This is a genomic window from Sporolactobacillus sp. Y61 (genome assembly GCF_040529185.1).
Taxonomy (GTDB): Bacteria; Bacillota; Bacilli; order Bacillales; family Sporolactobacillaceae; genus Sporolactobacillus.
In genome coordinates this window covers 1347868-1367573 of sequence record NZ_CP159510.1, presented here as the reverse complement: position 1 = coordinate 1367573, position 19706 = coordinate 1347868, and the positions used below count along the sequence as shown (strand labels likewise).

At 47.6% G+C, this 19706-nt stretch carries 19 protein-coding genes and 1 pseudogene; 7 read left to right on the top strand and 13 right to left on the bottom strand.

Features of this window, described 5'->3' with window-relative positions:
- Positions 1-12: 12 nt before the first annotated feature.
- The 8 genes from ABNN70_RS06625 to ABNN70_RS06590 all read right to left on the bottom strand — a co-directional run bounded on the left by ABNN70_RS06625 (position 13) and on the right by ABNN70_RS06590 (position 7572).
- Positions 13-1251: a glycosyltransferase family 4 protein gene (locus ABNN70_RS06625; protein ID WP_353949193.1), complete on the bottom strand. Its 1239-nt coding sequence runs from the start codon at positions 1249-1251 to the stop codon at positions 13-15.
- Positions 1248-2372, bottom strand: a complete 1125-nt coding sequence (locus ABNN70_RS06620; protein ID WP_353949192.1) for a glycosyltransferase family 4 protein — start codon at positions 2370-2372, stop codon at positions 1248-1250. The genes ABNN70_RS06625 and ABNN70_RS06620 overlap by 4 nt, the downstream gene beginning before the upstream one ends.
- A gap of 31 nt (positions 2373-2403) precedes the next feature.
- Positions 2404-3348, bottom strand: coding sequence for a GDP-L-fucose synthase (locus ABNN70_RS06615; RefSeq protein ID WP_353949191.1), 945 nt, complete (start codon positions 3346-3348; stop codon positions 2404-2406).
- A 34-nt stretch (positions 3349-3382) separates the two neighbouring features.
- Positions 3383-4453 carry a GDP-mannose 4,6-dehydratase gene (gene gmd, locus ABNN70_RS06610; RefSeq protein ID WP_353949190.1) on the bottom strand — a complete coding sequence of 357 codons (1071 nt, stop codon included), beginning with the start codon at positions 4451-4453 and terminating at the stop codon, positions 3383-3385.
- Between the two features lie 35 nt (positions 4454-4488).
- Positions 4489-5193: a sugar transferase gene (locus ABNN70_RS06605; RefSeq protein ID WP_353949189.1), complete on the bottom strand. Its 705-nt coding sequence runs from the start codon at positions 5191-5193 to the stop codon at positions 4489-4491.
- 46 nt (positions 5194-5239) lie between these two features.
- The gene (locus tag ABNN70_RS06600) at positions 5240-5938 is read right to left on the bottom strand and encodes a CpsD/CapB family tyrosine-protein kinase (RefSeq protein WP_353949188.1); all 699 of its coding nucleotides are present in this window, start codon (positions 5936-5938) and stop codon (positions 5240-5242) included.
- On the bottom strand, positions 5925-6692 hold the full coding sequence (locus tag ABNN70_RS06595) for a Wzz/FepE/Etk N-terminal domain-containing protein (RefSeq protein WP_353949187.1): 768 nt from the start codon (positions 6690-6692) through the stop codon (positions 5925-5927). The genes ABNN70_RS06600 and ABNN70_RS06595 overlap by 14 nt, the downstream gene beginning before the upstream one ends.
- Positions 6693-6924: 232 nt before the next feature.
- Positions 6925-7572 (bottom strand): hypothetical protein, encoded by a 648-nt coding sequence (locus ABNN70_RS06590; protein WP_353949186.1) that lies wholly within the window; start codon positions 7570-7572, stop codon positions 6925-6927.
- Positions 7573-8015: 443 nt separating this feature from the next.
- Between ABNN70_RS06590 and ABNN70_RS06585 the strand changes: the two genes are divergently transcribed.
- Positions 8016-8768: a hypothetical protein gene (locus ABNN70_RS06585; RefSeq protein WP_353949185.1), complete on the top strand. Its 753-nt coding sequence runs from the start codon at positions 8016-8018 to the stop codon at positions 8766-8768.
- Positions 8769-8823: 55 nt separating this feature from the next.
- Here the strand turns inward: ABNN70_RS06585 and ABNN70_RS06580 are convergent, their stop codons facing one another.
- Complete coding sequence (locus ABNN70_RS06580) at positions 8824-9087, bottom strand: hypothetical protein (protein WP_353949184.1); 264 nt, start codon at positions 9085-9087, stop codon at positions 8824-8826.
- Positions 9088-9223: 136 nt separating this feature from the next.
- On the opposite strand from ABNN70_RS06580, the gene ABNN70_RS06575 reads away from it, so the two are divergent.
- Positions 9224-10753, top strand: a complete 1530-nt coding sequence (locus ABNN70_RS06575; protein WP_353949183.1) for an alpha/beta fold hydrolase — start codon at positions 9224-9226, stop codon at positions 10751-10753.
- A 38-nt stretch (positions 10754-10791) separates the two neighbouring features.
- Complete coding sequence (locus tag ABNN70_RS06570) at positions 10792-12324, top strand: alpha/beta hydrolase (RefSeq protein WP_353949182.1); 1533 nt, start codon at positions 10792-10794, stop codon at positions 12322-12324.
- A gap of 106 nt (positions 12325-12430) precedes the next feature.
- On the opposite strand, the gene ABNN70_RS06565 is transcribed toward ABNN70_RS06570, so the two are convergent.
- A complete protein-coding gene (locus tag ABNN70_RS06565; protein WP_353949181.1) occupies positions 12431-12553 on the bottom strand; it encodes a hypothetical protein in 123 nt (40 codons plus the stop codon).
- A 308-nt stretch (positions 12554-12861) separates the two neighbouring features.
- On the opposite strand from ABNN70_RS06565, the gene ABNN70_RS06560 reads away from it, so the two are divergent.
- The 3 genes and pseudogenes from ABNN70_RS06560 to ABNN70_RS06550 all read left to right on the top strand — a co-directional run.
- On the top strand, positions 12862-13230 hold the full coding sequence (locus ABNN70_RS06560; protein ID WP_353949180.1) for a type II toxin-antitoxin system RelE/ParE family toxin: 369 nt from the start codon (positions 12862-12864) through the stop codon (positions 13228-13230).
- Between the two features lie 3 nt (positions 13231-13233).
- Positions 13234-13533 carry a helix-turn-helix transcriptional regulator gene (locus ABNN70_RS06555; RefSeq protein ID WP_353949179.1) on the top strand — a complete coding sequence of 100 codons (300 nt, stop codon included), beginning with the start codon at positions 13234-13236 and terminating at the stop codon, positions 13531-13533.
- Between the two features lie 154 nt (positions 13534-13687).
- Positions 13688-13860, top strand: a pseudogene (locus ABNN70_RS06550) (transposase); the annotation flags it as partial.
- A 156-nt stretch (positions 13861-14016) separates the two neighbouring features.
- On the opposite strand, the gene ABNN70_RS06545 reads toward ABNN70_RS06550, so the two are convergent.
- From ABNN70_RS06545 to ABNN70_RS06535, 3 genes are all read right to left on the bottom strand, one after another.
- Entirely contained in the window at positions 14017-15747 is a 1731-nt protein-coding gene (locus tag ABNN70_RS06545) for a helicase-associated domain-containing protein (protein ID WP_353949178.1), read from the bottom strand.
- A gap of 1 nt (position 15748) precedes the next feature.
- Positions 15749-17515: a DNA repair helicase XPB gene (locus ABNN70_RS06540; RefSeq protein WP_353949177.1), complete on the bottom strand. Its 1767-nt coding sequence runs from the start codon at positions 17513-17515 to the stop codon at positions 15749-15751.
- Between the two features lie 423 nt (positions 17516-17938).
- Positions 17939-18136 carry a hypothetical protein gene (locus tag ABNN70_RS06535; RefSeq protein WP_353949176.1) on the bottom strand — a complete coding sequence of 66 codons (198 nt, stop codon included), beginning with the start codon at positions 18134-18136 and terminating at the stop codon, positions 17939-17941.
- 947 nt (positions 18137-19083) lie between these two features.
- On the opposite strand from ABNN70_RS06535, the gene ABNN70_RS06530 reads away from it, so the two are divergent.
- Positions 19084-19671 carry a sigma-70 family RNA polymerase sigma factor gene (locus tag ABNN70_RS06530; protein ID WP_129930364.1) on the top strand — a complete coding sequence of 196 codons (588 nt, stop codon included), beginning with the start codon at positions 19084-19086 and terminating at the stop codon, positions 19669-19671.
- Positions 19672-19706: the final 35 nt, after the last annotated feature.

Here is a 19706-nt window from a genome sequence, read left to right as displayed (position 1 = left end):
CCCCCGATGCATTTAGAGACTCAGCAGCATCTGCTTATATTTTCTGATTGAAAGATCTCTTGTAAGGTGCTGTTCAAGATAGTTGCGTCCGGAAAGTCCCATTTGCTCTCGTTCCTCTTGTTCCATGTTAAAGAACGCAGTCACAAGATTGCGCACACCGGTATAGTCCATTGGTTCGACAACAAGGCCACACCCGCTTTCCCTGATCAGCCGCTCGGCTTCACTACCTGATTCCAGAACACCCAGAACAGGCTTGCCGGCAGCCATGACCCCATAAAGCTTGCTTGGTACCGATACGCCTTTGATGCCCTTTTGATTGACCACCAGATGAACGTCTGCCGCATTCAGCGAATATTTGAGAAAATTTTTAGGCTGATAGGGAAGAAAATGGACATTTGCAATGTTTTCTCTGATAACGTAATCCTGCATTCTCGATTTCATTGCACCATCACCGATAAATACAAAAGCGATATTGTCAAAATCTTTAAATGGTCTTGTCACTTTAATTAAATTTTCCAGATCATAATACAAGCCGAGATTGCCGGAATACATCACAATAAATTTACCTGTCAATTGATGTTCTTCAAGGAATCCGGCTACATGAGGCTCCTTTTTCGGAAGCGGAACAATCTCATGCTCATCGGTCCAGTTATTGATGACCTGATAATGCGGCATCTTTTTTTCCATGAAGCGATGTTTCAGAGTTTCGACCATATCCTGTCCGACAAGTACAATATTATCGGCATGCCGGCAACTGAAATTATCGATACTCCTGGCGATCGAGTAAACCAAATGATTCTTTGCATAACTGACTGCTTCAGCCTGCTCAGGGTTAAAATCCTGAATATTGTATACATATCGGGTCCGCTTGAGAAATTTACCAATGGTACCAATCAAACCACCCAGCACCGGCGGCGTGGAAATGGTATAGATAATATCTGTTGACTTTTCTTTCAGCATCGCTACCGTTGCCAGTACAAAATACATCAAAATGTACTTCAACCGGCTGATTTTGGATTGCTTATTCAGCTTTGGCAGCTTCAGACGTACAATCCTGATTTTCTCCAGAGAGCTGCTTTCAAAGATGCTCATTGCGTGGCCTTCTCCCCCAGCATAACTGCCCGGCTGTGCAGCGATGACCGTGATTCGAAAACTGTCCTGAAGTGCAAGGCAGAGTTCAGTCAGAAGTTGACCGGTTGATGCGGGATCCGGATAGAAATAATTAATGACAAAAACAATTTTTTTCTTCAAAGCGTCATCCTCCCCAGCCGGTTATTAAATACTGACAACAGCGTTTGTAAGGACCGATCAAGCGTGTATGTGCTCAGAAAACGTGACCGGCTCACCTGTGCATAGTGATGACAGAGTGACCTGTCGCTCATCATTGTTTTAATTGCAGAAGCAATTGATTGCGGATTGACTTCACTGAGGACAATGCCGTTCCCGTGGATTAACTCTGGTATCCCACCCTGATCCGTTGAGAGAATCGGCATGCCCGCTGCCATGCCCTCAATAATCGATATTGGCTGACCTTCAATAGGATAACGGGTAGGAAGAGCCATCAGATCACCACTGAGCAGGAGACGCTTCTTCCGATTGCCGGTCACCTGCCCCAGATAACGGATCCATTGTTCCAGATGTGCTGCTTTTACATCAGCCATCAACTTTTCAAACAGTCCTCTGTCATAGATCTGACCGGCAAGCAATAGACGCACATCGTGATGTTCTTTTGCCAGTTGAATGACAGCCTGAATCAAATCTGAGAAGCCCTTAGTCTTGATCAGGTTACTGAGATAAACAATTGTGAAACTGTGACGTTCATGCCGCTGTTTGTTTGCCTGTTCGAGGTCCCAGTTTCTGAAGTAATCCCGCTCGATGCCGTTTTGAACGACAGCTATATGCTTCGGCAGATTTCTGAAATTACCTTTCAGGGCTTCACTGAGAACAACTCCTGTATCAATCTTCTTGATGGCCCGGCGGACGAATGAAGACGCCAATGGACCCAGCTCATCTAACACATGACCCAGATTGTTGCCGTGAAGATGAGCAACCACTTTTTTCACACGTTTAGAAGCAATCCGGATCATCCAGGCATCACGGATCAGCCCCAGTTTTGTCTGGGAGATGGACACATAAGTCATATCAATCTGATGTCCTCTGGTTTTTCGCCAGACCTGGAAAACATGGTGCAGATCGTGATAGACTTTTCTCAATGAAAACTTTCCGCCGCTTGTTACCGATTTCCGATTGGTATTTATGACTGAAATCTGATAGGACTTTTTCACTTTGTCTGATTGAATCACATGCTGGATAGCGAGGCTTTCGCCATGAATCGGTGGCGGTACTGGACCGATAATTAACAGATGTTTCATGAACACATCACAGCTCCGTTCTCATCACAGCTCATTTCATGACCAAATGATTCTGATTCTCGAGAAACCAGCGATAAGTTCTGCGAATCCCGTCTTCGAGTTCCACCTTATAGGTCCAGCCCATTCTCTTCATTTTTGATACGTCAAGCAGTTTCCTCGGCGTCCCATCCGGTTTATCGCTGTTGAAATAAAGTTCCCCCTGATAACCGACTACCTTTTTGATCAATTCGGCAAGTTCACGTATCGTCAGTTCCTTGCCGGTGCCCAGATTGACAAAATCCGCTCCGTCATAGTTTTCCAGAAGAAACACACAACCGTCCGCCATGTCTTCGATATACAGGAACTCACGGAGTGGTTTCCCAGTCCCCCAGATTTCTACTTTATCTGCCCCTGATTCTTTTGCTTCATGCATCTTTCTTAATAATGCAGGCAGCACGTGCGAATTCGTAAGCCCGAAATTGTCGCCCGGTCCGTACAGGTTCGTCGGCATCACACTAATGAAGTTGGCACCATATTGCTTTTTATAGAAATAGCACATTTTGAGCCCTGATATTTTTGCAAGGGCATATGCTTCATTCGTCTTTTCCAGTTCCCCGGTCAGAAGATACTCTTCTTTAATTGGCTGAGGACACATCCGCGGGTAGATACAGGAACTTCCGAGAAACAGGAGCTTTTTCACTCCGGTACGATACGCTGCATCAATCACATTGCACTGAATCTGAAGATTTTTCATGATAAAATCTGCCGGGTAAGAGTTGTTCGCCAGGATGCCTCCGACTTTGGCAGCAGCGAGAACCACATATTCCGGACGCTCAACATCAAAAAAGGCGTTAACTGCGTCCTGATTCGTCAGATCCAGTTCCTGTCTGGTTTTTCCTATTACATTTGTATAACCCTTCTCGCGCAGTTTCTTCATGATATTTGAACCAACCAGTCCGTGATGCCCGGCAATATAAATTTTTGCATTCTTCTCCATTGATAAAGCCTCCCATTAAATAAGAGACAGGTCGTCAGATCGGCGCTGCCATGTATTCCTCAATGCCTTTCCCATAAATAAGTTTCAGGTCGCTGTCGACCATCATATGAACAAGCGACGGGAAGTCGACACGACGCTTCCAGCCAATTTCATGCTCCGCTTTGGAGGGATCACCCCACAGCAGCTCCACTTCAGCCGGACGGAAATAACGGGGGTTAACATCTACGAGCAGATGACCGGCCGGATCATACCCTTTCTCGTGAACACCCTTGCCTTCCCAGTGAATGGCTACGCCGATCTGTTTAAACGCCAGTTCAACAAACTCTCTGACGGTATGTGTCTCCCCAGTCGCAAGAACAAAATCATCCGGATGATCCTGCTGGAGAATCATCCACATTCCCGCCACATAATCACCGGCAAAACCCCAGTCACGTTTAGCATCGAGGTTCCCGAGGCTGAGTTTTTCCTGTTTTCCGGCAACAATTGATGCCAGGGCCCGTGTGATTTTACGAGTGACAAATGTTTCACCGCGACGCGGAGATTCATGATTAAACAGAATTCCGTTACTGGAAAACAGGCCATAGGATTCCCTGTAATTTACCGTGATCCAGTAGGCGTAAAGTTTGGCTGCACCGTAAGGACTCTTCGGATAGAAAGGAGTTTTCTCACTCTGAGGCGCTGTACCGGAAAGCCCGCCGAAGAGTTCTGACGTGGAAGCCTGATAATATCGGGCATTCACGCCTGTCTTTTTAATCGCATCCAGAATTCTTAAGGTTCCGATTGCGTCTGTTTCAGCTGTATATTCCGGAACTTCAAATGAAACCTGCACATGACTCTGAGCCGCCAGATTATAGATTTCATCAGGCTGGATCTGTTCGATTAATCGGTTAATATTGCTCGAATCAGTCATGTCACCGTGGTGCAGGAACAGCGTCCTGTTCCCGATATTCGGATCATTAAAGAGATGATCAATACGAACGGTGTTGAATGTACTGGTCCGTCTGATCATGCCATGTACTTCATACCCTTTTTTAAGCAGAAACTCTGTCAGATATGAACCATCCTGGCCAGTAATTCCGGTGATCAGTGCAACCTTCTTTTTCATAAACATTTGCCCCCTGTCTTTGAAAAACGAAAAATTCAATACGCATTTTTTGAACCCATAAGCAGTAAACAGGTACGCATAATGATTTTTAAATCATTTCTGAAGTTTCTTTGGTGAATATACTGCAGATCAAGAGCCACCATCTCATCAAAACCGATAGTGCTTCGACCGCTGACCTGCCAAAGACCTGTACAGCCTGGTGTGACAGCAAGGCGCAGGAGATCATGAGATGAATATTTTTCAACCTCACGGGGAAGAGGCGGTCTTGGACCGACGAGACTCATCTCTCCGCGGATCACATTAATCAGCTGAGGCAGTTCATCCAGACTCGTTTTTCGCAGGATATGCCCGATTCGGGTGACACGCGGATCATCTTTCATCTTGAACATAGCTCCGGTGGTTTCGTTTTGATTGATCAGCTTGTCCAATAATTGCTCAGCTTCGGGTACCATAGATCTGAATTTATAGATATAGAACGTTTTTCCTCTTTTGCCGACACGCTTCTGTCTGAAAAGCACAGATGCATTCGGATCATCGAATTTGATAAGTGCAATAATCAGGATAAATAGAGGAAATAAGATAATCAGACTAAGACACGAAATACAAATATCAGAGAATCTTTTCACAGCCAGATAGATTCTCTGACTCTCCAGTTTACGACTGAGCATAGATGAAGCTCTGTCAACCCTCCTGGCATATAGTGAGGAATACGGTTCCACCCTGATTTTCGAAAGCGCCATGTCCACCACTCCCTGTATTCAAACAATAAAAGGAAACTCATCACTTTCAGGAACCTGTACTGTAGTAGTAGTAATCTCTGTCTCTTCTCTTTAACTTCTGATCATTTAAGACAACGCCAAGAAATTTAGCTCTGACGTCCGAAAATTCAGTAGCTGCCTTTTGTACCTTTGCGATATCTGTCGCCCCGCTTTTTACGACAAGAAGCAGTCCATCGCACAGATTAGCGATTAACTTCGAATCAGTGACTGCCAGGGTCGGTGGAGAATCCAAAATCACTTTATCGAACTGAATCGTTGCTTTCCTGATCACAGCAGCCATTTCCTCTGAATCCAGAAGGTCTGCCGGGTCAGGCGGAACCGGTCCGCTTGCCAGAAGTGAAAGCTGCTCTATATCCGTCTTCTGCAAAGCATCCTCAAAGGCTTGCTGTCCAGTCAGTAATGTTGTAAGGCCATAACTATTCCCCTTCTGAAAGGCAAAATGCAGTGTTGGTTTTCGTATATCCGCATCGATCAGCAAAACGCGTTTTCCCTGCTGTGCCATAACAATCGCAAGATTTGACGCAGTCGTCGATTTGCCTTCACCTGCTTCAGCAGATGTCACAACAATAGACCGGATCTGTTCTCCACCACGGATGAAGTTCAGATTGGTCCGAAGTGTACGGTACTGCTCAGCATAAGATGAATTTTTTTGGAAATAGGTGACAAGTCTCAAACGGGTAAGGTATTTCTTTCTATCTGACTTCAATATGCCCGCCTCCTTTTTTTCTGATTTTATGATTTTCAGAGTTGTGCAAAGGCTCCTGATACCGTTTTAAATATCGTTTATCCATTTTTGAAATGACACCGACGACCGGGAGTCCAAGTTTTCGGTTCACCTCTTCTTCTGTCCGGACCGTGTTATCCAGATAATCCGTCAGGAAAACCAGTCCGACGGAGAGAATCAATCCGACTGCGAGCCCAATAACGATATTCATTTCCATATTCGGTGAAACAGGTGTCCGGCTCCCGGCTAGTGTCGCCGGTGACAGGATACTCACATTATCAACCCGCATGACTTTCTGTACCTGCGACTTGAACTCCTGAGCAACTGCATTAACGATCCGGACAGCTACAGCAGGATCGTTTGCATGTGCCGTCAATGAGAAAACTTGAGAATTCTCAACGGTATTGACCGTTAACATCTCCTGCAGCTGTTTTACAGTCAGATGAAGATCACCATTCTGGATCACCTGATTCAGTACCGCCGGGTCGTTAATAATCACACTGTATGTATTGATCAATTGCACATTAGCCTGAATCGCATTCGAATCATAATGCGTCGATGGCTTCCCGTTCGTCTGATTAACCAGTATGCGTGTTGATGCTTCATATTGATTCGGCACCATGTAATGCGTATAAACTCCTGCAATGACACCTGCCAGAATCGTGATTCCTGCAATCAGCCAGATTTTCTTTTTCAAAATGAGAAAAATTTCTTTTAAACCAAGTGACTTGTTCATCATGTGCCTCCATTTGTTATATGGCTGATCAAACGGACAATATTCGTTGGTAATCGAGTAAATCCTTAATGAAAGCTATCATATCGAATACCGTGTTACAGCATCATTACTGGGATCTCCTGCACGGGTAAAAGTGAATGATCTATCATCTATGTACCAATCAGGGATGCATCATTAGTCCTATGAATTCAAAAAAATAAGCAGCCACTCAGCAGGCGCTTATCTATTTTTATTACCCCTCCAGAAACGGCTTATAATATTTTTCTTCTGCGGCCTTCCGCGCCCGGGCGGCATCTTCCAGTCTTTTAAACTCGCCGAGGTAGTGCCGCTTTCCCCTGATCGTCAGTGATGCCCGGTATTTCCCGCTCTCTCTGATTAAAGAAACACCTTTTACCCCTGTTGAACTGTCTGCCCTTACCTTGCTTCTGAGTAAGGGGACATAGACCCCGTTCTTCCGGTATCTTTTTTCTTCATAGGCTCTCAGCCAGCGGCCGTGATCCGATTTCCAGCAGCCGCATGATTTCGTCTCACCATTAAGCAGATATTTCGACAGCACATCAATTGTGTTTCCGCAGTCACAGCTGCAGGTCCAGACCGCGTTATTCTGACTTTTGTGGTGCTTATCGGAGCGATGCAGGACCGTCAGCCTGCCGAAACGTTTCCCTGTCAGATCATAGGTCAGTTTCGCCGAGGTGATTTCCCGGTTCAGACAGCCGCATGATTTTGTTTTCCCTGCCCGTAGCTGATACATTCGGATCACTTTCTGACTGCCGCAGTCACACTGGCACAGATATCTCCGAACATGGTCCTCAGAGAGTACTTCACGGAGTGCAACCAGTCGGCCGAATCTCTGGCCGGTAATATCTATTCTTCTTCTCATGTCACTTCGCCTCATATGGTAAGAGGATAGCGAAGCGGCCGTAACAGATTCATTACTTAAAAACCGGAGCAGAGGATTCCTGCTCCGGTTTCGCTATGGCGATCCAATGTACGCCCCAGGACAAAAGCACTCATTTTGAAGGTCAAAATGTGCCGGTCTGTCCAGACTTTTATATTGTTCCTTTAAATGTGTCTGTATTTTATGTCACTTTTTGGCTGATATTTTTGTCGATCCGGCAAAATTGTAATGATTGTGTAACGCTTCCCTGTGTAAAATTCAACTAATGATAAATGAAATGAGTATCAAAATCTGTCAAAACATTACAAAGGTTGTACGGAAGACGCGAAGTCCGCTGATTACTGAACTCCCTGTTACACCAGGAGCGGAAAAAACGCCCGGACGGGTCGGATCCCGCGAAAAAGATAAAAGCACAGGAGGATATGATGCACAGAAATTACGTAAAAATGGGAGAGCATGTTTTCGCTGTCCACGCCGGTTCTGCTGTATTAATGGTCATGGTCACAAAAGCATTTAATTGTATGAAAAGCGAGCCGCATCAGCCGATCAGTATGGAACTGTTTATCCATGGCGGTTACGGGACCCCGGCCGTCAGGAAAATGCAATCCGGCACGAGTCAGCCTGTAGCAACCGTGATCCATCAGGACGACTATACGATCACCATCGATGCCGATTTCCGTACGGCCCATCTGTATGCGTATAATGCACACGCCCTGACGGAGGCGTTTTACTCACTCTACAGTCTCTGCCTCATCCATAACGGTTGGGGCGTTCTGCTTCATGCACGTGAACAGAGGATATCCGCGGGCCAGGCAGAACTTATTGCAGGTTTAAGCCTTGAAAGCCTGCCCCCCGACAACCGTTACACCCGTTCGGCAGCTGATATCGTTCCAGTCAAAATCACGCCTAGAGGCTGTTCATTTTTTTCAATGAGCACTCAGGCTCAGCGACCGTGCAGTATGCCATTGAACCAGCTCTTCATCTCCGGGACCTCTTTTGGTAACAGGAAGGAGCGTCTTGACGAGACGACAGCACTGCTCCATCTGATTCATCAGATATACTGCCTGCCTAATAGGACGAATGAAATGAAACGGGCCATTGATCTTCTGAAACAGCTGGTTTCCAGTGTCCCGGTTTACCAGGTTCCGATTCATTCAGATGAAGAGTGGATTTCATAGAATTTGAGAGGGGAGCAGGAGTCCTTTTTCCTGTGAAAAGGAGAAATGTGTCCTGTTATCTGTCATTAAAATGTAGCCTTTCGTTTTCGTTCACAATGTACATGAATTCTTCCTTCTCCGGAGCGCGGCCCCGGGTATAGAAAACGTGATATTGTTGCTCCTTTATTTTCACCATGCCGCAATAGTCGGAGCCATACAGTTCAGCAAATTTCTGAACCGCATTTTCGATCCGGTCAGATACAATCACAGTGAAAAATATGAGTGACTGTCTGCGTATCTGTCTGTCATACGGTTTAAGGTAAAAGGCAAACTGTTTCATCGCGTGTCTGCTCCCTTTTTCGTGTCAGTCCCCCTGCCACTGTCAACACAATGTGTTATGAATCGTATCATGAAACCCATTACACCTTCATTTCATTGGATCGTCCCTGTACTTCATTACGAAAGAGGCGGATACCATGTCACAGATGTCAATTGATGATTATACGCTGCATTATACGGCCCGAATCACTGATCCGGATCACCCGACACTGCTCTTTATCCATAATCTGGTCATGGACAGTACGGAGTGGGAGGGGATGCTGGACAGGCTGGACACCTCAGGGCAGGAAATAAACTGGGTGACCTATGATTCATCCGGATATGGAAACTCCGGCGCAGGCTCAGCCCCGCTGACATTAGACCAGCTGATTAAAGAAGCGCTCGCTCTGATCGACCATCTCGGTATCCGGAAAGTTCATCTCGTCGGAAGCGGGATGGGGGGGAATATTGGGCTGGAATGGGCCAGAAGATACCCGGATCGCCTCACTTCTCTGACGATGATGTCTCCGGCTCTGGTCTTCCGCGCGCCTGTATACAGACGCCTCATGAACCTGCATTTCTGCCTGGCAGAAATTGACCGGAATTTGCTGATGAAAAAACTCCTGGCAGACAGCTTTTACCTGCCAACTCCGGAAAAAGAAGCCCGGTTCAGCCGTGCATTTATGAAGATCCCGGGCCACGTGCTCAAAGAAAAGATAGAAATCATCAGCGACCATCCGGATGTTTTTCATTTATCGGACATGCCGGGACAGATTTCCGTTCCGACACTTTTGATGTACGGAAATCATGATACCGTTTTCCCACCGCGCCTTGCTGCCTTTTTTTCAGCCTGCATTCCGAACTGCCGCTGGCTGATCGTCCCTGAAGCCGCGCACATTCTGCCTGTGGATCAGCCTCAGCTGACCACTCAGTTTCTGCTCACCTTCCTGCGCAGCAAAAATGAGCCGCTCACTTCGCTCCCCGTTTATCATCAACTGAGTTCGCATTTTCGCGACGTCCTGCTATCCAGCCTGAAATCTGCGGGCACGCCTCAGCACAGGCTCCAGATGCATGTCATGCATGAATTTTCCGTGGAATGGAACGGCAGACCGGTTGATGGCAAGTGGAATCAGCGCGGGGCCAAAGAACTGCTGCTTTTTCTGATCATGCATGAGGGGACGGCCACCCGTGAAACGCTGATTGACCACCTGATGCCGGATTTGCCCCGGGCGCGGGCAAGAAATCATCTGCGTGTCCGGATCAATCATTTGAATCAGATCTTTCGTGATTTTCCCGATCCGGATCTGCAGAACATCCTGATGATCGGTGAGGACAGGCTCTCATTAAATGCAGAGACAGGATGCGACATCGATGAATTTCTGACACGGTTAAAAAAGTTCCCGGACCGTCAGCAAACGCTGAAAGAACAGGCAAGGACCTTTATCCGGATGCTGAAGCAGTATGACCCGGCACAGTTCTCATCTTTTAAAGGGGACTGGATTTTTACACTGACGGATCAGATGGAAAACAAGCTGTCTGACGCCCTCCGGAAGCTTCTCCCGCGACTGAAAGCCCAGCATCTGTACAGGCTGATCCGTGAAATCCTGCAGTACGGAAGATTGATTGAACCCTATGATGGATTCTGTGACGAGCAGCTCACAGAAATTACAGAAGATCACCTGATCTGAAAGAACGCACATCAACCTGCCAAAGGAGGATGTCAGGCATGTCCGTATTCAAACGTGGAGACGATACGCTCTATTACCACTATTACAGAGCAGAAAAAAGCCGGACCACTGTGGTACTGATCCATGATCTCGGAATGGATTCCGGCATGTGGACCGGCCTGATCTCGGCTATGGGGGGAAAATTCAATATTCTGACTTACGATTTTTACGGTCACGGAAAAAGCACCGGAACAGGTGACCTGGCCCTGCCCCTGTTAATTGAGGAACTGCAGGATCTTCTGCGCCATCTGAACCTGAAGCGTGTCCACCTGGTCGGCTGCCGGTACGGTGCCATTCTGGCTCTGGAGACCGCCCTTCATGATCCCGGTCGCATCGGTTCGCTGACGCTCATGTCCCTGCCCTTCTATTGTAAGGAGCAGGACTATGCTCATGAGAGCCAGATCAATTTTCAGCTTCTGAAGCTCGACCGACATTTATTTGAGAAAAAGTATATTTTAGAAAGTGTGCAGCCGGTCACTGAGGAAAAAACCCGGCTGATTACCACTGCACTTCGGCATGTTCCGGACAGACTGCTGGCCGCACCGGTTCAGGAACTGCTCCTGCGGGCCCGGACCGCGGACTTTGATCTGATCGGAAAACTGAGAAAAGTCCGGCCACCAGTGCTGTTCATACATGGCGAATACGATCCCGTCTTCCCTGCCTCACTTGCCATGCTGTTTAGTACTTATGTTCCTAATAACCGGTTTATGGTCGCCCCGGATGCTTCCGCTCTGATTCCGCTGGACCAGCCGCAGTTTGCTGCTGACCTCTTTGTTGCCTTTATGAAAAGCGACAAAAGGCCACTGAAAGCCGAACCGGAAATCGAAAGTATGCTGAATGCGGTCAACCGGATGATTGAAAAAAAGTATCACCCGCATACCGCCCATCATCGTGAGCTGCTGCTGTCCGCTATGCGCGGGGAAACACATGTTTTCTGGAACGGGCGGGAAATCGACGGGAACTGGAATAAACGGACCGCAAAAGAACTGCTGCTGTTTATCATTCTGAATAAAGGGGCTGTCAAGCGCGATACCATCATTGACGCCCTGACGCCCGACCTCGCCCTGAATCAGGCACGAAACCGGCTGCGTGTCGCGTTGAATTATCTGCATCACTTATTTGACAGTCAGGAAGAGCCCGGTCTGCATCAACTTCTCCTCATCAGCCGTGATACAGTTGCCCTTAATGCCCATGCTGTCTGTGATATTGGTCTGTACGTGAAACATCTTGATGACCTCCTCTGGTCGGATGAACCGATCATGACACGCAGTGAAATTTTCCTCAGCTTCCTTGAAGACTATCATTCTGACATGCTGAAGGATTATACCGGGGTATGGATGAAGCAGCTGGCCGCGGATGTGAAGAACAGACTGTCCCAGATGCTGGCACAAATACTGATCGCGTTGAAAAAAGAAAAGAACATCACCGAAATCAGGCGTGTTCTTCAGAAGGGAAAAAAGGTTGAACCCTACGAAGGATTCTGCGACGGCTGGATGAATGCTCTGGGCCAGATGAGCCAGGAGAATGAATGATCGAAGTCCAGCAGGTTTTTACAAAAGGTGGCAGTCAAGAAAGCCCGTGAATGGATTCACGGGATGAATGACCGACAAGCCACCCGTTTTTTGTATCTATTTCTTTTTAGTCCAGCCAGCCGGAATGATAGAGTTCCGCAACATGAAAAAACCAGCCGGTACGAACCGCAAGCCGGAACCTGATTATGTTAACTGCTGATGAAAAATAGCCAACAGTTTCCAGTGACATTGCTCTTTAGAACAATGGGTTCCAGAATTTGATCATGCGATTCCGTCGTTTTAGTCGATAAACACCGGCCAAATGCAATCGGGCGGCGGGATAAATTATTCAGGCGTGCGTGGCAAGGGGTTGAACGTTTTTTCCTTGCTGTTCGTGCAACTCATAATTTGTTCCACTCCGTTCCACATCACTTTTTTATTACATATTTTTGGTTTTAATGCAAAATATAAGGTGATTCTTTTGCTAAGGTAAAAATGGATTTACCAAAAAGATATCCCTATAAAATTTATAACTCATAAGTTATAATCAGGATATGGATGGTGTCGCAACGTGGATTAGAATGGGAAACTATAGAATATATAACAGCAAACAGCGAAATACTTCTTTATGCCTGGTTAGATACGATACCATCTAAGTCAGCAGACAAAGTCAACGAGGATATAGCCAGACTAGAACTTTTCGGATTACGCTGGGGAATGCCCCATGTGAGAAAGCTAGATGAGCACATTTGGGAGCTTAGAACGAAAACAGGCAGTGATATTTATTGTGTTCTCATGTTCCGATGGCACAAAACCACATTAGTTCTAACCCACGGATTTACAAAGAAACAGAACAAAACCCCACCGCAGGAGATTGTACGGGCGGAGCGTCATAGAACGGACTGGATTAACAGAAAGGGCGTGTGACAAATGGGTGTAGCCGACAGATATGCCAGGCATCGTAGCAGGCGAGATCCCGAATTCAAGAGGATTTGGGAAGACAAGGATCGGAGAAAGCGCTTCGAACTCTCATCAAAGATCATTGAACTTCGCTTAAAAATGGGGCTGAACCAAACTAAGTTCGCCAAAGTGATTGGCGTCAAACAGCCATATCTGTCTCGCCTGGAGAACGGCGACGAGAATATCACCTACGATGGCCTTGAACGGCTATTTAACAAAGCCGGTGCCACTTTAAAACTGAAAATTGAATACAACAAAGACTCGGTATAACGTGCTGTACATGAAACAGACGCCCTTAGATGGGCGCTTTTTTATTTTCTGAAATTCCCTTCCGGCCATTTTCGCCAGTGTACACTTTCTGTACGATGGTTGTCTCATCCAAGGCGGCCATTTGGACAGGGTAGCCCCTCAGATCACAGAGTTTGTCAAGACGGCCTTTGATGATGTCACCGCGGTGCTCTTCCTGCCTGAATCTATCGCCGCCGTTTGCGGACAGCCACCAATGGCATGGAACGCCTCAACGAAGCGTTTTATCGCCGCAAAAGGGTGATTCATATCTTTCCAAATCAAGATTCGGTCCTCCACCTGGTGGGGGCATACTCATTGAGCAGGATGATAAGCGGCTGAGCGGACGCCGTTATCCTGTGAAGGATTCTGCGGCAGCTGGATGAATGCTCTGGGCCAGATGAGCCGGGAGAATGAATGAGCGAAGTCCAGCAGGTTTTTGCTGATCGCTTCATTCAGCCGGCTGATTCAGTATTCATCGGCCGGCCCGATCGTCAGCTGACTCAGACTGATCAGTTTCTTATCAAAGCTTTTCGGATACGTGTCCGGTGCATAGGAACGACGGTTTAACTCACCTGTCATGCTGCCCTTGCTGATTTTTCTCCGTTCATCCGGATCATCCGGTGAAGAAACGGACTCAAGCGCGGGATAACCCAGACTTTTGAGTGCTGCACGCAGTTTTTCCTCATCCTTTCGCCGGATCACATGGGCGGTATCCGAGAACGAGGTGACAATCATTTTACTGATTTTTTTATCCCTTTTGATGACCGAAGCAAAGGATGGATCGGAAACCTCAAAGACAAGGACGTCCCACAGCCTGACCTTTCCAACATTTTCTGTCCAGTCGGTAATCGTGCGGACCACATTATCAGGCAACGGATTTTTGCTGTATCGTCCGATAAATTCTAAAATCCCCTGCAGCGTCCAGCCGGCTTCGATAGCCTGCTCCAGACGTGATGCAGACCATTCATAGATTAATACCGCATCAGACTTCTTTAATTCGGCAAAGGTCTCAATCCGCCAGCGAATCGCCGGAAGAATATTTTCCGGTAACATGATCTCGAGATTAGGCTGAACATACAGATCCTCTGTGAGAAGATCAGTCTCCGAATCAGGTTCCTCATCCAGTTCCATCCGGACAAAGGCTTTGCCCCAGTCTGTCCAGCGCCAGACTTCCCGGTCCTTCTCATCCACTCCCGTCTCGATTAACCCGAAAAGAACAAGAGGGCGATAAAAAGTTTCATTGATTAACTGATCCTCAATGAGGATACTCCACTCTGCGCTCCAGATATTGATCAGCTCATTCACCGTCTGCTTCAGAGTCCAGATGAACCCCTGTCCGAAGAACACGATTCTGCATAGTTCCAGCGGGACCACCCGACTGACATGCTTCCATCGGTTCAAACGATCCAGATAATAATCATAGTAGGTCCGGGCCCACTCATTATAGGGCACCCGCGTGAACACCTCCAGCATCTGCGGCTGAACGTGCACGTAATGATGATCACGGTCAATCAGTCCGTTATCTGACAGATACTGCTCCCAGAATTCAATATTCCCATAGTCATTGCCCGACCACATGACGGAAGCAAAAGATTCCGCTTTCAGGCGGCACTTTTCATCCATTTTTTTCATCCAGCGCTTATAGATCTTCCGCTGCTGCGTGATGGTCACCTTTTCATGGGCGAAGGTCGACAGAATATAAAGCATATCCTGATGGGCGGCAAGACCGGTATGCTGCGTGACGCGGACTTCTCCATAAGGCTTACTGAAATTCTTCTTCTTTGCGGCAATACGCGGCATCTCAAGATTCAGTATCACAGTATAGACTTCGTCAGGAACAAACAGAATGTCCTCCCAGTAATATTTCTTTACGAAGATCATGCCCTTACTGATTAAGGCATTCAGCGTCGTTGACTGGCGCCCTGTTCGCCCCCCTGACACCTTCAGATCACGGCGTACAGCGCCCTCTGACCGGGCTGACGTGCACAGGCAGAGATATTTCAGCGTTTCCTGTTCGTTTGCGGTCAGTTTTTTAAAATGCCTTTCTATTGCATCGGGCTGATACTCCGTCTGAAGCATGGAAAGGAGCCGGTCCGCGCTCATTTTTTTCACGTGTCCTGATTTATGACCAAAAAAACGTGCTACTTTTTCCATACTGGATTTGGATAATTCTTGTAAATAATCAGCTGCCCGCACGTTATTTAACTCCCCTTCGTTCCTTCTTGTTCCGATACGTCACAAGAGAGACCACCTTTTGCGCATCAATCTGAGCCGTCTCCGGATCCTCAAAATCATCTGCTTCAAGAATATGGTACGCATATCCCTGTTCCGTCAAAAATCTCTGCCGGTTCATCGCAAAATCCTGTTCCTTTGTGTTTTTTGTCACCAGTGAGTAGAAATAAGCCTGAACGCCTTTTGCCTTCGGACGCAGAATACGCCCGAGACGCTGTGCTTCTTCCTGGCGTGAGCCGAACTGACCGGAAATCTGAATGGCCACATTGGCATCAGGCAGATCAATGGCAAAATTAGCTACCTTTGAGACAATCAGACAGTGGATCTCTCCCGAACGGAATCGTTCATACAGCTCGTCCCGTTTTTTCATCGGGGTTTTCCCGGTAATCATCGGCGCATCAATCAGCGCCTGAAGAGCATTCAGCTGACTGATGTACTGACCGATGATCAGAATCTGATCCGCTCTGTGCTTTTCAATCAGTGCCCGGACGATATCCAGTTTCTGTCCGGCTTCCGCCGCTAATCGTGCCTGCACCCGGGCTTCCGCTGCAGCGTAGGCCACGCGTTCCTGGCCGCTGAGCGAGACCCGGATCTCCAGGCAGCTGGCTGTCGCAATCCAGCCGCTGTGCTCCAGCTCTTTCCAGGGCACATCATATTTTTTCGGGCCAATGAGTGTGAACACATCGGCTTCACGACCGTCCTCGCGAATCAGGGTCGCGGTCAGCCCCAGGCGCCGACGTGCCTGAATATCGGCGGTGACGCGGAAAACCGGTGCCGGGAGGAGATGAACCTCATCATAAATAATCAGCCCCCAGTCCCGCTGCTCAAATAAAGCCAGATGAGTAAAGGTATCCTCTTTACTTTTCCGATGGCTGACGATTTGATAGGTAGCTACCGTAATGGGACGAATCTCCTTGTGCTTGCCCGAGTACTCGCCGATCTGATCTGAGGTGATCGACGTTTTGTCAAGAATCTCTGAAATCCACTGGCGGGCGGCCGTAACGCTTGACGTGAGAATCAGCGTCTCGGCACCAATTTCTGACGCCGCCGCAATACCGATGACGGTCTTTCCCGCCCCGCACGGCAGAACGAGCACACCGCTTCCGCCCCGGGAAGATCCCCCGGCGTAAAAGCTGTCTACCGCCTGTTTCTGATACTCGCGCAGAGAAAACGACTGACCTTTCAAAGTAGTTTCCCTGAGTGAAAAATCAAGAGGCGCACCGGATGTATATCCGGCCAGATCCTGTACCGGATAACCGATCCGGATCAGCTCCTGCTTCAGACGCCCGCGGTCACGGGCTTCAACTTCCACACGATCGTCTGCCGGCCACTCCCTGACAAAAGGCTTCATACTCTTAAAGCGGAAAACATCCTGCAGAACCGCAGGATCCCGGCTGATCAGATAAAGGCGGTCATCCTCCCTTTCCAGCCGCAGAATCCCGAAGCGATCGAACTGTGCCCTGATTTCCTGAATCACGTTCGGCGCGATGTCGAATTTACTGTATTTATGAAAAAGCTGAATAATCTGATCAATCGTCCGTCCGGCTGATGCGGCATTCCACAGAGACAACGGCGTCATACGATACGTATGCACATGTTCCGGGCTTTTCTCAAGCTCCGCAAAATCACTCAGTACATCCCGTATTTCAGCATAAGCCGGGTGATCGACTTCAAACAGCACGGTCATGTCCGATTGAATCATGAGCGGGTTCCCTGGCTGGTAAGTGATCATAAACACTCCCTTTGCATGTAATCTATGACCTTATTGTATCGAATTTAATAGAAAAATGGTATTCTTTCCTGGCATAGCCGGCAAAATAAAGTGAAACTTCAAATCCGTTAAGGGGGGGTCGGGCGCACAGGACGTGCCCGTGCATGTTGCGACAGGATGCCCTCGTTTTTAGCCTGCGCCCCCCCACCGATTGTTCGTTGAACCCATCGGGCGGCTGCGGACAGTGATCCCACACCTGAACCTGTTCGTTTACCCTCATTACCCTGAGGTTGGGGGCTTACTGCCCGTTCATGCGCAAAAAAAGAAACCTCAGATCTCTCCGGAATCATCAGAGTGACAGAAGGCTGCTTTCTGCATGTCACAGGTGGAAGGGATCAATCGCCATTCTCCACCATGTCAGATCGGTTTTCCCCTATGCGAAGCCTACTCAATCTGAACATCGTCGCCAAGAATCAACTTCAGATGTTCGTCAAAGTGTTCATGGACCTTTTTGAATTTCTCGCTGAACTCCTTCTCAGTAACAATCCCCTTCTCCATCAAGAGATAAAACAGGGTTGTGTTTCGTTCATAGTTCAATACGGCTTCAGACGCAAGTTCGGTCAGGATTTCCTCATTCGTCATCGTCAGGACAACTCCCCGGTATAGAATCAGCACAAATCAGGTGCTATTTGCAATATTGCCTGATTTACGCGGATTCATACTGTAAATCTGCTTCATAATCAGAATCTTTTTTCAACTGCGCCCGAATGAATTCAGGTGCAGCGGAAAGATCGCACCCTGACTGACGTTAACCGCCTTACAATGATTTCGGCCACTCACCGGCAGCCCGTCGTGCCAGAATGTTCTGAAATAAGAACTGTTTTTTTAAGAAAATCATCCGATTTCAAGTCCGGTCCTCCTGTCTCTGATACAGATGGCCATCCATTTTAGATTAACCCACCGTTCCGCAGCGTGTCTGAGTCCGGGACATCATGCGATACTCAGCAGTCTTAACTGAATGTCGTCAGATCCTTCTATGGGCCCATGAATAGAGTCATATTTTGTCAGATTAGTGAACGTCTGGGATTTTCACCAGATATTTAATAAAAAAATATTTCAATTAATTTAAAATTTTAGTAATATTGTTTTGGAAGGTACTGTATTCATGCAATCAATCATCCACGCGTTTACTTCTCCGTAAGACCTGAGTTTATCCACGTAAGGCCCAATTGCCTCAGCAGCGATTCCGCTGCCTGCCCCGAAATCCTCCGAAATGTTTTTCGCCTCGTCCATGGCGTACTCCGATGGACGGGGCGAAAATCCTTGTCCTGGCCATGTGACTCCTCCTTGGTCATATGCGCTAGAACCCATGTCTTAATAGACCTTCCGCATTTCAGAATGGTGACAGTCAAATGAGCAGCCGTCCGTGTGATGGCTGTTCATTTGTGTCCCATTTAAAAAAAATAAATTTTCAGATCATTCACCAGTTTCCATCATCCCTTCCTATTTACAGGACATAAGGCTGGATCAAATGACCCGCCACTCTCCGCAGAACCCCATACTCAAACCCCGAAAGGAGCCTCATACCTATGGCTTTCACCGACCATTTTGCCCTTCCTTCTGAGTCTGAAGAACTTGCCTTTGAGCGCCTGATGAAAAAATATGAACCGAAGATCTTCAAATGCGTCCGGAACTATTTAACTAAATATGAATCTTACCTCTACAGCTCCTCTGATCGTGATGACCTGCTTCAGATTGCCCGTTACGCTTTCTGGGAAGCAAATATCAGGTTTGACTTCTCCAGGGTCAGTCCGGGAAAGAACCCCGAATATGTCTTTATTGCATTTGCCACGCGGATGATTGACGGCCGATTATCCGATTACCTCAGAAAGCATTACAGGAATGCCAGCCATGAAACATCCAGTGAATCTGATGCATATGAGATACCGGACGAGCCGCAGGAATCCATCAGAGCTCAGATGCTCCGCCTCCTCGAAACCCATCTTCCCGGCCTCACCCCCCGCGAAGCCCAGTATCTCAACCTCGCCCTGTTCGATGACTGGAGCACGCAGCAAATTGCCGAAGCGAAGCAGGTCTCAGAACATACCGTCCGATCGTGGAAGAAAAGTCTGCGAAAGAAGCTGGCCCCTCTGAAAAAAGAACTACTGGAAAAATAGCAAACTCTGAATCTGGCCATCGTATTTACAAAAAC